This is a genomic window from Micromonospora sp. NPDC047707, assembly GCF_040704235.1.
Taxonomy (GTDB): domain Bacteria; phylum Actinomycetota; class Actinomycetes; order Mycobacteriales; family Micromonosporaceae; genus Micromonospora.
On record NZ_JBEYSU010000004.1, the window covers coordinates 219269 to 233428 of the forward strand.

Sequence of the window (14160 nt, forward strand, 5' to 3'; positions counted from 1 at the left end):
GGGTTCCAGGCTGGTCGCAGTGGCGGAGGAGAAGGTGGAGCCATGACCGAGTACGAGTCCGACCCGCAGCGCCGGCCGGCCCCCACCGACGCCGAGCCGTCGCCCCCCACCGCCGAGCTGCCCCGCGTCGAGCGCGCGCAGTCCGACTCCGCCCCGGGCAGCCCCGCGGTCACCGACTCCGCCGCTCCGGGCACCACCGGCCCCGCCGCCCCGCTCGCCGCCGAGGCCGGTCCGGCGACCGCCGGTAGCCCGGAGACCGCTGCCCCCGGCTCACCGGCCGCCCCCGGCACCCCGCCGGCAGCCACCCCCTCCGCCCCGCCGTACCCGGCGTCCGGCCAGCCCGGCGCCGCGCCGTCCGGCGGCCACCCGTACGGCGGCTACCAGCAGGGCCGCTACCCGGCTGCTCCCTGGTACCCCGGCAACCAGCCCGGCTGGAGTGGGGGCCAGCCGGGGGCGGCGTACGGTCCGCAGCCGCAGCATCCGGGCGCCCCGGCGCACCACCACGCCGGCCCGCAGCCGCACCTCGCCGGGCAGCCCCTGCCGCCGTGGGCGGCGCCGCAGACCGGCCCGCGTACCAGTCCGGGCCGGGTCGCGAAGTTCGCCGGAGCGGGTGTCGCGGTGCTCGCCCTGATGTTCGGCTCCGGCGTCGCCGGCGGCGCGCTGGCGCTCGCCCTCGACGGCAACTCCGGCATCACCCGCACCTACTCGGCCGCGCCGGTCATCAACAGCGCCGACCTGCCGCGCATCGCCGCCGAGGTGCAGCCGAGCGTGGTCTCGATCACCACCGGCAACGGCGAGGGCTCGGGCGTGATCCTCACCGCCGACGGCTTCGTGCTGACCAACAACCACGTGATCGCGTCGGCGAGCGGTAACACCGTCCGGGTGATCTTCGCGGACGGTGAGACCGCCCAGGCCCGGATCGTCGGCACCGACCCGAAGACCGACCTGGCCGTCCTGAAGGCGTCCGGGGTGGGCGGGCTGAAGCCGGCGACCTTCGGCGACAGCGACGGGATGCAGGTCGGCGACCAGGTCCTCGCCCTGGGCAGCCCGCTGGGCCTGCAGGGGTCGGTGACCGCCGGCATCCTCAGCGCGCGGGACCGCACCATCCAGGCCGGCGGCCCCCAGCAGCAGGACCCGCGCCAGGGGGTCAGCTCGATCTCCGGGCTGCTCCAGACCGACGCGCCGATCAACCCCGGCAACTCCGGCGGCGCGCTGGTGAACACGCGCGGCGAGGTGATCGGCATCAACACCGCCATCGCCACCGCCGGCCAGGGCAGCACGGGCAACATCGGCGTCGGATTCGCCATCCCGAGCAACAAGGCCAAGGACGTCGCGGCCAAGCTCCAGCGGGGCGAGAAGGTCAGCCACCCGACGCTCGGCGTCAGCGTGAACGCCGCCGAGGGCGGCGGGGCGCTGGTGGCCGCCGTCACCCCGGGCAGCGCCGCCGAGAAGGCCGGCCTGCAGCGCGGCGACGTGATCAGCCGGTTCGGCGACAAGGTGATCAACGACTCCGACGATCTGGTCGGTGCCGTCCAGGCCGGCAAGGTCGGGGACCGGGTCGAGGTGACCTACAAGCGCAACGGCGCCGAATCGACGGCAACCGTGACGCTCGCTGAAGCGTCCTAACGGTTACGAACTTTCCTCCTCCCTCCTGCGGCGGGTGGCGGAGCCAAGGGGGTTGGCTCCGCCACCCGCCGCGCTTTCCGCCGGCGGCGGTTCATCCGGTGCGGGTGAGCCGCCGTCACCCGTACCGCCCGCACCGTGGGAGCACGAGGACCCGTGAGGCGTACGGAGGAAGCGATGACCACCACCGCCGTCCGGACCGACGCGCAGATCCAACGGGACGTGCTGGACGAACTCGCCTGGGACCCCCGCGTCGAGCCGCAGGAGATCGGGGTCAGCGTCGACGACGGGGTGGTGACGCTGACCGGCTGCGTGGACAGCTACGCCCGGAAGTGGGCGGCGCGGCGGTGCGCGCAGCGCGTCCGGGGCGTCCGGGGGATCGCCGACGACCTGGAGGTCCGCATCCTCGGCGACGAGCAGTACACCGACGGGGAGATCGCGATCGCCGTCAGCCGGGCGCTGGAGTGGGACAGCTTCGTGCCGGCCGAGCGGCTGGACGTGACCGTGGCGAACGGGTGGGTGATGCTCCGCGGTGAGGTGGAGTTCGGCTGGCAGCGGCGGACCGCCGAGATGGAGGTCCGGCGCCTGCGCGGCGTACGTGGCGTGACGAACCTGGTGGAGGTGCGGCCGGTGGCCCGGCCGGACGGCGAGCGGATCCGGGGCGACGTCCAGCGGGCGCTGCTGCGCGGGATCGGCACCGAGCGGGTGACCGTCGAGGTGGACGGTGACACGGTGATCCTCGGTGGGGTGGTGCGCTCGTGGTGGGAACGGGACCAGGCCGAGCGTGTGGCGTGGTCCGCCGACGGTGTCCGCGCCGTACGCGACGAGCTGCTCGTGGGCGGCTGACTGCCCGGCTTGTCCGGTTTAGCCGGGTCGTCGCCGGGAAACCGACCGCCACGCGGCGGCAGCGGTCCGGTGTCGGGTGGGTGCCGTCCGCCGAAGACCGAGGGGGAGGACGCGTGGCTGGGAACCACCGGGACGCCGGCTCGGCCGAGCGGCCGTTGCGCATCGCGATGGTGGTCCCGCCCTGGCTGTCCGTGCCTCCGCCGGGGTACGGCGGGGTCGAGCAGACCGTCGCCGGCCTGGTTGACGCGCTCGTCGACCGGGGTCAGGCGGTGACCGTGTTCGGCGCCGGCGAGCACCACGGCACCGGCGCGAGCTTCGTCTCCACGGTCCCCACGCTCCAGTACGACCGGCTCGGCGAGTCGCTGCCCGAACTGGCCCATCTCGCCCGGGTGGACGACCTGATCGGCCCGGCCGACTTCGACGTCGTCCACGACCACACCACCATCGGTCCGTTGCTGGCCGGGCGACGCGCCGTGCCGACGGTCGCCACCGTGCACGGCAACCCGGTCGGGGAGTACGGCACGGTGCTCGGCTACACCGACCACGGCGTGGGTCTGGTGGCCATCTCGCACGCCCAGCGGCGGCTCAACCCGCGCCTGCCCTGGGTCGGCACCGTCCACAACGCGCTGGACCTTCCCGGCATCCCGCACAAGAGTGCCCCGGCCGCCGAGGGGCCGGTGCTCTGGCTGGCCCGGTTCAGCCCGGACAAGGGACCGGACATCGCGATCCGCGCCGCCCGCGCCGCCGGCCTGCCGCTGGTGCTCGCCGGCAAGTGCAACGAGCCGGCCGAGCGCCGCTACTACCACGAGGTGATCCGGCCGCTGCTGGACGACGACGTGACGCTGGTGCTCGACGCGGACCGCCGGGCGGCGCTGCGTCTGCTCGTCGAGGCCCGGTGCCTCATCATGCCGATCCAGTGGGAGGAACCGTTCGGCATGGTGATGCTGGAAGCGATGGCCACCGGTACGCCGGTGGTGGCACTCCACCGGGGAGCCGTACCGGAGTTGGTCCGCCCCGGCGTGACCGGCCTGGTGTGCGAACGGGCCGACGAACTGCCCGGGGCGCTGCGCGCCGCCATCGACCTCGACCCGGCGGCCTGCGTCGCCCACGTCGCGGAGCGCTTCTCCACCGCTCGGATGGCCGCCGGCTACGAGGAGGTCTACCGGCGCTTCATCACCGCGCCGGCCGTCCCCGGTGGCGCCCGCGAGCCCGCCCGCGTCGCCGTTCGCTGACCCGTCCGTAGGGCCGGCCCGGCAGTCGCAGCCCGGCCCGGCCGGGACTTCGACCCGGGTGCTAGGCCCGCGTCGCGGCGAGGTCGGCCATCGCGGCGTCGAGCCGCTCCGCGTACGACTCGCTGATCGCGCCTTCGCCGAGGCGGACGCCGACCTTCTCGCGGAGCCTGGCCACCCGCTCGGCGAGGTCGTCCCCGCCGGTGCGCGCGGCGCCGGTGAGGTTGCGCAGCTCGTTGCGGAAGTCCAGGCCGACGTCGGAGCGGATGCCGCCGTCGCTGAGCCCGGCGCCGATCACGCCGTCGAGCCGGTTGGCGGCGTCCAGCAGGGTCCCGGGGTCGGGGCTGTGCGCCGGGTCGGCCGGGCGTGCCGGCGGCGTCCGCGTCGGTGGTGGCGGGTGGTCGGGCACCGCCGAGGGGACCGGTCCCGCCGGGCCGGTGGTGGGCGACGACCGGGGCGGGGCGTGATCATCCTCCTGCCGCAGCGCCGGCGTCGCCAGTGTCACGCCCACGACGAGCACGACCGGCACGATCAGCACCGGTCGCAGCCGGCGCCCGCGGAGCCGGCCCGGCCCTCCTCGCCTCTCCGTCCTGCTGGCCGCCCCGGTCGGACCCGCGTCAGCATCCTCGCCCCGAGGGACGGCCGTCTCCCCGGCCGGCTCGGGCCGGACGTCCTCAGTGGCCGGTGCGGCGAGGGCGGGCAGGGTGACGGTGGGCGCGAGCATCGTGGCGGCCTGCGGATCGGCGGGGAGCAGCTGGTCGCGCAGGACCGTCGCGACCTGCCGGGCGGTCGGCCGCGCAGCCGGATCCCGGGCCAGACACCGCAGACAGATCCGCGCCACCTCGGGCGGCAGGCCCGGCACGTCGGTCAGCGAGGGCGGTACGCCCTCGGCCAGTGCCGCGCTGAGCTGCTCCCAGGTGTCGGCGGGGTACGGCACCCGGCCGGTGAGCGCCTCGTGCAGCAGAACGCCGAGGGAGTACACGTCGGTGGCCGGCTGGGCGGACGCGCCGTCGAGCCGTTCCGGTGCCACGTACGCGGGTGTGCCGAACGTGCCGCCGTCCTCGTCCTCGTCCGGTGCCCCGATCCGCGTGGCGATCCCGAAGTCGAGCACCTTCGCACCGGTGCGGGTCATCATCACGTTGGCCGGGGTGACGTCCCGGTGCACGATGCCCAGCCGGTGCGCCGCCGCGAGCGCGTCGGCAACCTGCGCGCCGATCTCGACGGCCTCCGCCCATGGCAGCGGGCCCTCGGTCAGGCGCAGCTCCAGCTCCTCACCGGTCAGCAGTTCCATCACCACGTACGACGTGATCGAGCCGTCCGGCGCGACCGTCTCGCCGTAGTCGTGGACCGCGGTGACGTGCGGGTGGACCAGTTGGGCGGCGGCCCGGGCCTCCTCCCGGACCATGTCCCGGAAGCGGGCGTCGGCGGCGAGCGACGGCACCAGGACCTTCAGCGCGACGATCCGGTCGAGTACCTCGTCCCGGGCCCGCCAGATGACCGACATGCCGCCGGCGCCGATCTGGTCGATGAGCCGGTACCTGCGGGACAGCAACCGGCCGGGATGGAGTGCCGGCTTCACGGATCACACCTGCCTCGGGGTGGGAGCGCTATCAGGTTGCGTGAATGTTTCCGCCCTGTCAACGGCCCCCCGGTCCCACCGGGAGAGGCGTGCGGCGCGGCCGTGCCAGGATGAACGGCATGGCGCGGGGACCGGTGGCGTTCGTGCTCGGGGGCGGCGGCGTCCTCGGCGCGGTCGAGGTGGGCATGCTGCGTGCCCTGTTCCGTGCCGGGATCCAGCCCGACCTCGTACTGGGCACGTCCATCGGCGCGGTGAACGGCGCGCTGGTGGCCGCCGACCCGTCCGAGGCCGTCACCGACCGCCTGGTCCGGCTCTGGGCGTCGCCCGAGGCGAGTGAGGTGTACGGCGACTCGGTCGCCCGGCAGCTTCGCCGGTTCGCCGCGCGTACCCACCTGCACTCGCCGCGCCCCCTCCGCAAGCTGCTCGAGAACGAACTCGGCGTGGACACCACCTTCGCCGACCTGCGCGTGCCGTTCCGCTGCTGCGCGGCGAACATCGAGCGCGCCGCCGAGCACTGGTTCGACAGCGGGCCACTGGTGCCGGCCGTGCTCGCCAGCGCCTCCGTGCCGGGGCTGCTGCCGCCGGCCCGCATCGCCGACCAGCACTACATCGACGGCGGCATCGTCAACTCCATCCCCATCGGCGAGGCGGTGGCGTCCGGGGCCGGCCGGATCTTCGTCCTCCAGGTGGGCCGGATCGAACGAGAGCTCACCCCGCCGCGGCGGCCCTGGGAGATCGCCCAGGTCGCATTCGAGATCGCCCGCCGGCACCGGTTCGCCCGGGAGATGGCGGCGGTGCCCGACGGGGTCGAGGTGCACGTGCTGCCCACCGGCGGCCTCCGACCCCGCGACGACTCGCCCTGGGCGTACCGGGACATGGCGGCGGTGGGGCGGCGGATCAGCCGCGCGTACACCGCGACCCGGCACTACCTGGCGCAACTGGACAGCTGATGCCGTTGCCGCCCCGGTGGTTGCGCCGGCTGCTCCTCGCCCCCGGCGTCGTGCTGCTCGCCGTCACGGTGGTGACCACGGTGCCGGCGTGGGCCCTGCTCGCCCTGGCCGCCTCGCCGTTCGTCCCGGGCCGGCTGCGGCCCCTGCGGGTGCTCTGGGTGGCCGCCGTCTACCTGGTCTGGGACGCGGCGGCGCTGCTCGCGCTCTTCCTGCTCTGGGTGGCCTCCGGTTTCGGCTGGCGGGTCCGGTCCCCGGCCTTCCAGCGGGCGCACTACCTGCTCGCCGGCTGGTTCCTGCGGGTGCTTTTCTGGCAGGCCCGGTGGACCCTGCGGCTCTCCATCGACGTGGCCGGCACCGACCCGGACACGGCGCTCCCGGGCCGGCCGGAACTCGTGCTGTGCCGGCACGCCGGTCCGGGCGACTCGTTCATCCTGATCCACGCCCTGGTGAACTGGTTCCGGCGGGAGCCGCGGATCGTCCTGAAGGACAGCCTCCAGTGGGACCCGGCGATCGACGTCCTGCTCAACCGGCTGCCGAACCGTTTCATCGCGCCCGGCCACGACGGCCGCGGCTCGGTGACCGAGCAGATCGGACACCTGGCGACCGGCCTGGACGACGACGACGCGTTCGTGATCTTCCCGGAGGGTGGCAACTTCACCCCGCGCCGCCGGCTCCGGGCCATCGCCCGGCTGCGTTCACTGGGCCTGGAGCGGATGGCGCTGCGCGCGGAGCGGATGCAGCACGTCCTCGCCCCGCAACCCGGCGGTCTGCTGGCCGCGCTGGACGCCGCCCCGGACGCCGGCATCATCTTCGTGGCGCACACCGGGCTGGACCGGATGCTCACCGTCACCGACGTGTGGCGTGAGCTGCCGATGGACAAGCGGATCGTGATGCGCTTCTGGTCCGTGCCCCCCGAGGAGGTGCCGGCCGGCCGGCAGGAGCGCATCGACTGGCTCTTCGACTGGTGGGCCCGGATCGACGCGTGGATCGCCGCCAACCGGGACGGCCCCGCGTAGGGTGCGGTCGTGGACCAGATCTGCGTGGTGACGACGGTGGTGGATGCGCGCTCCGTCGCGGACGTTCTCGCGGCCGCGGCGGTGGCCGGCCGGCTGGCGGCGTGTGCCCAGGTGGGAGGCCAGGTGGACAGCACCTACTGGTGGCGGCAGGGCGTGGAGACCAGCACCGAGTGGTCCGTGCAGTTCAAGACCGCCCCCGACCGGGCCGCCGCGCTGGTGGAGCAGATCCGGGCCAGCCACCCGTACGAGGTGCCGGAGATCCTGGTGACCCGGGTGGAGAGCGGCAACCCCGACTACGCCGCCTGGGTGTACGAACACACCCGCCCCTGAGCTGTGGCCTGCCCGCCGGGTGCCGCCGACCCCGGCATGATCGAATACGTCCCACCGACTCGACACGCCGGTGCGGCTGCCGCTAAGCCGTATCCGATCAAGCTCGTCGGCCTCACGTGGCGTGCCGGGCCCGGGCCCAGGCGGTGAAGCGCTGGACGAGACGGTCGGCCGGGATGTCGGCGTCGAGTTCCCCGGCGGCTTCGGCCTGGCAGGTGGCGAGGTAGACCAGGAGAGCGGTCCGGTCGGTGCGGTACTCGCCCAGCAGGCGCAGCTTCGCCGGGGAGCAGGGCCACGCGATGCCGCATGCCCGGCAGCGCCACGTCGGGCGGGACGGCACATGCTCGGTCCTGCGCCGGTGCCTCATCGCACCCGTACCGGCTCGATCTCGGTGACCAGGTCGAGCCGGACCTCGGCACACCGCTCCCGGGGCGCGACCGACCAGTCGGGGCGGATCTCCCGGCCCTTGAGCCGGACCCACACCCGACCGTCGACAACGGCACTCGTGACGACCTCGGTGATCGTCAAGGTCAGCGGGCCGGTCCCGAACCGGTAGCCCTGCTCGGGGACGCGGATCGTCGTGTTCGGGGCGAGGTTGATCGGGCGCACGGCGGCCTCCTTCGGGTCGTGGAAGGGGGCCGCCCCCGGGTGCTCGACCAGGGGGCGGCCCCGACAGCGCGACCGGCGGGTCTCGGGTCCGCCACCGGCTCACACCGCCTGAAAGGCACCCTGCCAACGGTTGTCGGACAATCACACAGCGTTAGATGATGCCCAGGGGACGTTCAAAAGCTCCAGAAGGGACCGGCATGAACCATGCGTTCGTCGCGGCGCTCGCCGAGGCATGCGAGACTGCCGAAAGCCTGGCTGGCCGTATCGGGCTCCATCCGAAGACGGTCGCCCGGTGGGCGAATCCGGGGCGTGTCCCGCAGCCCCGGCACCGTGCCCAGGTCGCTGAGCTTCTCGGTAAGGACGTGGCGGAGCTTTGGCCGGACGCGCTCCAGCGGCGTGAACCCGTCTGGTTCCGGCCGTGGATCGATATCGAGCGGGACGCGGTGGCGCTGCGCGCGTTCCAGCTCGCCTGGATTCCGGGCCTGCTGCAAACCGAGGCGTACGCCCGCGCGACGCTTGCTTGGGAAGCCCTGCTCCCGACCGAAGTCGATGAGCTTGTCTCGGCCCGCATCGACCGGCAGGCGGTCCTGATCCGTGATCGCGCGCCCCTCTTCGTCGCGGTGATCGACGAGGCCGTCATCCGCCGCCCGGTCGCCGGAAGCCCGGAGGTGATGGCTGCCCAACTCGCCCACCTGGTGGCTTGTGCCGAGTGGCCGAACGTCCAGCTCCACGTGGTGCCACGCGACACCGCGGTGTACCCGGGGTTGAACGGCCCATTCACACTCGCCGAACTGACCGACGGAACGAAAGTGGCGCATGTGGACAGCCAGGCGCAGGCGCAGATCATCGACCAGACATCCGAGATTGCTACGCTTGAGCGGCGGTGGGAACGCATCCGGGGCGAAGCGCTTCCCCGAGGACGTTCCCTGGACCTTCTCAGGGAAGCGGCGAGATCATGGACCTGACCGGCGCGCGGTGGCGGAAGAGCACCAGGAGCGGCAGTAACGGCGGTGACTGCGTCGAGGTCGCCGACAACCTCTCCGGTGTGGTGGGTGTCCGCGATTCGAAGGACCCGGGCGGGCCGGCCCTGGTCTTCACCCCGGACGCCTGGCGGGCCTTCGTCGGCCGGGTCGCCGGGGCGGAGCTGACCGGACGGCCGTCCCGTTGACCGACCCGTACGCGGGCCTCGCCGACGTCGAGGTCGCGGTGACCGCGGCCCGTGCCGGCGCCGACGTGGTACGCGAGCTGTACGGGAAGCGCCTCGATCGCGTCGACAAGGGCGGCGGGGACTTCGCCACCGCCGCCGATCTGGCGGCCGAGCGGAGGATCCTCGACGTTCTCCGCGCCGCTCGGCCGGACGACGGAGTGCTCGGCGAGGAGGGCGGACGGCAGGGCGGGGCCGACGCCGCACGCCAGTGGCTGGTCGACCCGCTGTGCGGGACGCTGAACTACGCCGCCGGCAGCATGCTGGTGGCCGTCAACGTGGCGCTGCCCGAGGGGCCGGCGGCGGTGGCGGATCCGTTCAACCGCGAGATCTTCCACACCGACGGTACGACCGCCTGGCTCCGGCAGGACGGTGTGGACACGCCGTTGACGCCCACCCCCGGCACCCGCCTGGTCGACGTCAACCTGGACCCGCCGTTCCCGAGCGCACCCGCGTTCCGGGCCGTGGACCTGCTGGCCCATCCCCGGTTCGTCGAGCGGTTCCGGCCGCGGGTGGTGTCGACGACGCTGGCACTGGCCTGGGTCGCGGCCGGCCGGCGCGCCGCGTACGTCACCGACGGCGGTGACCTGTCGGGGAGCGTGCACTTCGCCGCCGGCATCGCGCTGTGCCGCGCCGCCGGTTGCGTGGTCAGCGGGATCGACGGCGGTCCGGTCGGGCCGGCGGGCCGGGGGCTCGTGGCGGCCGCCGACGCGGAGACCCACGAGCTGCTGCTGTCGATCATCGGTCGGGACTAGGTACGCGCACTCTGGTCCGATGATCTCCGCTGGTCGAGGATGGCCGCGTGGAGAACTCCGCCTACCCCTGTCCCGCCTGCGGTGCGCCGGCCGATCTCGGCACCGGCTGCTCCGGGTGCGGCCGCCCGCCGTACCCGCCCGCGGCCGAGGTGCTCCGGCTCGACCGGGAGATCGTCACCCTCGCCGGGGAGGTGGAGCGGGCGCGCCAGGCGTACCAGCAGATCGCGGACCGGCTGGGTGCGGCCCGGCGGCGCCGGACGGAGCTGGCCGCCGCGATCCGCGCGGAGTTCCCGGCACCGGCGCGGTCCGCGGTGCCGGTTCCCGCTCGGCCACCGGCGCCGGGCCGTCCGGCCGCGCTGCCGGTGGCCGGGCCGGTTCCGGCGCGGCCCGGTGGCGCGGAGACCTCCACCCGCACCGTGCAGGGCGTGCTGTTCGTCCTCGGTGGACTGCTGCTCGGCACCGCCGCCGTCGTCTTCACGGCGGTGGCCTGGGCGACCGTCGGGGTCGCCGGCCGGGCGCTGATCCTGGCGGCGGTCACCGCGCTGTTCCTCGCCGTCCCGCTGGTCGCGGTGCGGCGCGGGCTGCGGGGGACCGCGGAGACCATCGCCGCGGTGGGCCTGCTGCTGGTGTTCCTGGACGGGTACGCCGCCTGGACGGTGGACCTGGGCGGGGTGACCGGCTGGCCGGGCACCCGGTACGCCGCGCTGGTCGGGGGGGCCGGCGCGGCGGTCGCCGCCGGGTACGCCCGGCTCAGCCGGCTCACCGTGCCCTGGTTCGCCGCCCTGCTGGCGGTGCAGCCGGTGCTGCCCCTGGCCGCGGCCGAGGTCCGGCCGTCGGCGGGCGGCTGGGCGGTGGTGCTGGTCGGCGTGGCCGTCGTGAACCTGCTGGTGGTGGTCGGCCTGCGCGCCGGCCGGGGGGCCGCCGTCGCGTCGAAGGCCGAGCACGACGGTACGGCGGCGCAGTCCGAACCCGACACGGCGCCGGGGACGGGCACGGTGCCGGGCACGATCGGCGGGGGGCCGGTCGTCCTGGCCGGGCTCGTGGTCGCCTGGCTCGGGTACGCCGCCGCGCTGACCTTCGCCGCCGGCTGCGCGCTGGTGCCGTTGGCGGTCGGGCGGTTCGCCGGTACGCCGCTGCTGGCCGGGTTGCCGCTGCTGCTGGTGGCGGCGACCCTCCTCGCGGCGGCCCTGCTGGCCGGCGGGCCGGTGTTCCGGGGCGTGGCGGGTGCGCTGCTGGTGCCGGTGCTGGCGGGCGCACTGCTGCGCCCGGTCGCGGAGCTGCGCGAGGGGCTGCTGCTGGGGCTGTCGGCACCGGTGGTGCTGCTCCTCGCCGGGGTCGTCCGGTTGCTGCCGGCCCGGTGGCGCACCGGTCCCCGGGTCGGGGCGCTGGTGGTGACCGGCGTCCTGGCGCAGGTCGCGGCGGTGACGGTGGTGACCCTGGCCGGGGGTGCGGTCGTCCGCTCGCTGCCGCCGTGGCAGGGCGCCGGGCCGGGACCGGTGCTCGACTGGGGATGGCAGCTGCCGGTCGCGGTGGCGGCCGTCGTGGCCGCCGCCGGCCTGCTGCTGCCCCGGGCCGTACGGCGCCCGCTCGCCGCGGCCGGCGCCGGCGCGACGGTGCTCGCCGTGCCGGCCGGGTGGGCCGCGCCCTGGCCGGCGGTGGTGGCGCTGGACCTCGTGGCGGCGGTGGCGCTGCTCGGGTTCGCGGTCGGTCGCCGGCCGGCCCGGTCCGGGCCGGTCCTCGCGTCGGCGGTGACCGGGGCCGTTCTGCTCGGGCACGCGCTGCTGGTCGGTCTCGCCGCGCCGGCCGGCGCCGGGGCGGCGCTCGCGGTGGCCGGGCTGGTCGGGCTCGTCGTCGCCGCGCTCGGCCGGCGCGGCACCGGTGTCCAACGCGGCGTCGCGGGCGCCGGCCTCGCCGCCGTACTGCTGGTCGTGCCGGCCGGCGCCACCCTCGCGACGTTCGCCGGGGGCGCGCCGGAGTGGTGGCAGGCCCGGGCCGCGCTCGCTGCCGCCGCACTGCTGCCGGCCGGACTGCTCGCGGTCCGTCGACACTGGCCGGACCTCACCCGGTACGCGTCGACCGCGCTCGCCGTGGCGGTCGTTCCGGTCGGCCTGGCACCGGCGCTGGTGGACGGCGAACCGCTGTCGCTGTACGCCGCCGTGGCGGCCCTGCTCGCCATGCTCGGCCCCGTCCTGGGCGGGGACCACGCCGCCCCGAGCGCCGTCGGCCGAGGCCTGTCGGTGGTGGCGGTGGCGGCCCTCCTGCCCGTGGTGCTGACCGCGCTGCTCGCCCCGTACGGCGACGTGCCGGTCTGGTCGGGGGTGCCGGCGGTCGAGGCGGTGCCGGCCGACGTGCCTGCCGGGCTTGCGCTGCCGGTGCTGGCCACCGCCGTGGGGCTGGCCGCCGCGATACGGGCGCGCGGCGAGGGCGGGGTGTCCGCGTCCGGCCGGTCGACCGACCCGGAACGCGGCACTCCGGGGCCATCGGAAGGCGGGACGGCCCCGCCTGTCGCCCCCGGGGTCGGACAACCCGGCGGCTGGCGGTGGTCGGCCGCGCTGCTGGCGGCGCCGTTCCTGGCGGCGGCGCTTCCGGTGCTGCTTCGGGCGGCGGGTGCGCCGTGGCCGGTGCTGCCGGCCGCGACCCTGCTGGTCGGGGTGGTCGCCGTGCTGGCCGCCGCCCTGCCCGCCCCGCGTCCGCTGCTGGTCCCGGTCGCCCTGCCGCTCGGGCTGGTGTTCACCGGCGCCGGGCTGTCGGGCCTGCTGGCCACCCGGGCCGGCACCCTGACCGGCCTCGCTGCGCTCGTGGTGACCGGCACCGTGGTCGGGGTCGCCGGTCGGCGGGCCGTCGCCCGGCTCGCCGGGGCTCTCGCGGCGGTCGTGGCGGTGACCGCCCTCGCGGTCACCGCGTCGCTGGCCGCGGGCCTGCCGTTGCGGGCGGCGGCGTTCTCGGTGCTCGCCGTCGCGGTGCTCACGCTCGCCGTCGCCGCCGCGCTGCCGCGTCCGGTGCCGGGCGGGCCGGGTCCAGCGGACGCCGGCCGCGGGCAGGGCACCCCGGCCGCGCCGGGCCCCGCCGTCCCGGCCGCACCGGGCTCCGCCGTCCCGACCGTGCCGGGCTCCGCCGTCCCGGCCGTGCCGGGCTCCGCCGTCCCGGCCGTGCCGGGCTCCGCCGTCCCGGCCGCACCGGGCTCCGCCGTCCCGGCGGGCGGCGGCTCGGGGGCGACCGGAACGGCCGTGACGACGCGACAAGCACTGGACGCCGCCGCGCAGGCCGTCGCGGTGGTGGCGTTCCTGCTCGCCGTGGAGTCGCTGCGGCACGTGGCCGCCGTCTGCGTGCTGTGGGGTGCGGCCGTCGGGCTGCGCCTGCTGCGCCGGGGCGAGCCGGTCGAGTTGCGCTGGCTGCTCGCCGCCGTGGCCGGGGGCAGCGAACTGCTCGGCACCTGGCTGCTCCTGGCCGCCGGCGACGTCGCGGTGCTGGAGGCGTACACGCTGCCGGCGGCGGCGCTCGCCCTGGTCGCCGGGGCGGTGGCGCTGCGGACCCGGCCCGGCCTGACCAGCTGGCTGGCCATCGGGCCGGGCCTCGCCGCCGGGTTGCTGCCGACCCTCGCGTCGGCGCTGGTCGCCTCGGATCCGCAGCCGCTGCGGCGGCTCCTGCTCGGGCTCGCGGCGCTCGCGGCGGTGCTCGCCGGCGCCATCCGGCGCTGGCAGGCGCCGGTGGTGCTCGGCGCGCTGACGCTCACCCCGCTCGCGCTGCACGAACTGGCCCGCACCTGGGACCTGCTGCCCCGGTGGATCTTCCTCGCCGCCGGTGGGCTGGCGCTGATCGGCCTGGCCGCCACGTACGAGCGGCGGCGGCGGGACCTGGCCCGGCTGCGGGCCGCCGTCGGCCGGATGAGCTGACCGGCCGGGCCGGGGCGCCGGCACCCTCGCTCGTCCGGGCGGTGGTGGTGGCTCCCCGGCACCGGTAGGGCACGCCCTACCAAAGATCCGGGGGCATGCGGGATTACCCAGCGCATCCGGTTCCGCGAG

13 protein-coding genes are annotated in these 14160 nt (G+C 75.8%); 10 read left to right on the forward strand and 3 right to left on the reverse strand.

All coding sequences use genetic code 11. The features are described 5' to 3' along the window. The first annotated feature begins 42 nt into the window (after positions 1-42). From AB0873_RS06570 to AB0873_RS06580, 3 genes are all read left to right on the forward strand, one after another. Positions 43-1626 carry a trypsin-like peptidase domain-containing protein gene (locus AB0873_RS06570; protein ID WP_366598721.1) on the forward strand — a complete coding sequence of 528 codons (1584 nt, stop codon included), beginning with the start codon at positions 43-45 and terminating at the stop codon, positions 1624-1626. Positions 1627-1800: 174 nt separating this feature from the next. Further along, complete coding sequence (locus AB0873_RS06575) at positions 1801-2469, forward strand: BON domain-containing protein (protein ID WP_366598722.1); 669 nt, start codon at positions 1801-1803, stop codon at positions 2467-2469. A 167-nt stretch (positions 2470-2636) separates the two neighbouring features. Then, positions 2637-3701, forward strand: a complete 1065-nt coding sequence (locus AB0873_RS06580; protein ID WP_366598792.1) for a glycosyltransferase — start codon at positions 2637-2639, stop codon at positions 3699-3701. A gap of 61 nt (positions 3702-3762) precedes the next feature. On the opposite strand, the gene AB0873_RS06585 is transcribed toward AB0873_RS06580, so the two are convergent. After that, complete coding sequence (locus tag AB0873_RS06585) at positions 3763-5277, reverse strand: protein kinase (RefSeq protein WP_366598723.1); 1515 nt, start codon at positions 5275-5277, stop codon at positions 3763-3765. Between the two features lie 119 nt (positions 5278-5396). Here AB0873_RS06585 and AB0873_RS06590 point away from each other — a divergent pair, with 119 nt between their 5' ends. From AB0873_RS06590 to cutA, 3 genes are read left to right on the forward strand one after another with little or no spacing between them, the layout of a single operon-like run. Next, on the forward strand, positions 5397-6227 hold the full coding sequence (locus tag AB0873_RS06590; protein WP_155330470.1) for a patatin-like phospholipase family protein: 831 nt from the start codon (positions 5397-5399) through the stop codon (positions 6225-6227). Further along, positions 6227-7243 carry a 1-acyl-sn-glycerol-3-phosphate acyltransferase gene (locus AB0873_RS06595; protein WP_155330471.1) on the forward strand — a complete coding sequence of 339 codons (1017 nt, stop codon included), beginning with the start codon at positions 6227-6229 and terminating at the stop codon, positions 7241-7243. Before AB0873_RS06590 ends, AB0873_RS06595 begins: the two co-directional genes overlap by 1 nt. Before the next feature lie 9 nt (positions 7244-7252). Further along, positions 7253-7573, forward strand: a complete 321-nt coding sequence (cutA, locus tag AB0873_RS06600; protein ID WP_155330472.1) for a divalent-cation tolerance protein CutA — start codon at positions 7253-7255, stop codon at positions 7571-7573. Positions 7574-7685: 112 nt separating this feature from the next. On the opposite strand, the gene AB0873_RS06605 is transcribed toward cutA, so the two are convergent. Together AB0873_RS06605 and AB0873_RS06610 are read right to left on the reverse strand one after the other, a co-directional pair. Then, positions 7686-7910, reverse strand: coding sequence for a flavin reductase (locus AB0873_RS06605; protein ID WP_366598724.1), 225 nt, complete (start codon positions 7908-7910; stop codon positions 7686-7688). A 23-nt stretch (positions 7911-7933) separates the two neighbouring features. Beyond that, positions 7934-8179, reverse strand: coding sequence for a hypothetical protein (locus AB0873_RS06610; protein WP_366598725.1), 246 nt, complete (start codon positions 8177-8179; stop codon positions 7934-7936). Positions 8180-8376: 197 nt separating this feature from the next. On the opposite strand from AB0873_RS06610, the gene AB0873_RS06615 reads away from it, so the two are divergent. Genes AB0873_RS06615 through AB0873_RS06630 form a run of 4 tightly spaced genes read left to right on the forward strand, consistent with a single transcriptional unit; the run spans position 8377 to position 14031 of the window. Continuing rightward, entirely contained in the window at positions 8377-9144 is a 768-nt protein-coding gene (locus AB0873_RS06615) for a DUF5753 domain-containing protein (RefSeq protein WP_366598726.1), read from the forward strand. Beyond that, entirely contained in the window at positions 9135-9347 is a 213-nt protein-coding gene (locus tag AB0873_RS06620) for a DUF397 domain-containing protein (RefSeq protein ID WP_366598728.1), read from the forward strand. The genes AB0873_RS06615 and AB0873_RS06620 overlap by 10 nt, the downstream gene beginning before the upstream one ends. After that, complete coding sequence (locus AB0873_RS06625) at positions 9344-10138, forward strand: inositol monophosphatase family protein (RefSeq protein WP_366598729.1); 795 nt, start codon at positions 9344-9346, stop codon at positions 10136-10138. The genes AB0873_RS06620 and AB0873_RS06625 overlap by 4 nt, the downstream gene beginning before the upstream one ends. A 47-nt stretch (positions 10139-10185) precedes the next feature. Then, positions 10186-14031, forward strand: a complete 3846-nt coding sequence (locus AB0873_RS06630) for a hypothetical protein (protein ID WP_366598730.1) — start codon at positions 10186-10188, stop codon at positions 14029-14031. Positions 14032-14160: the final 129 nt, after the last annotated feature.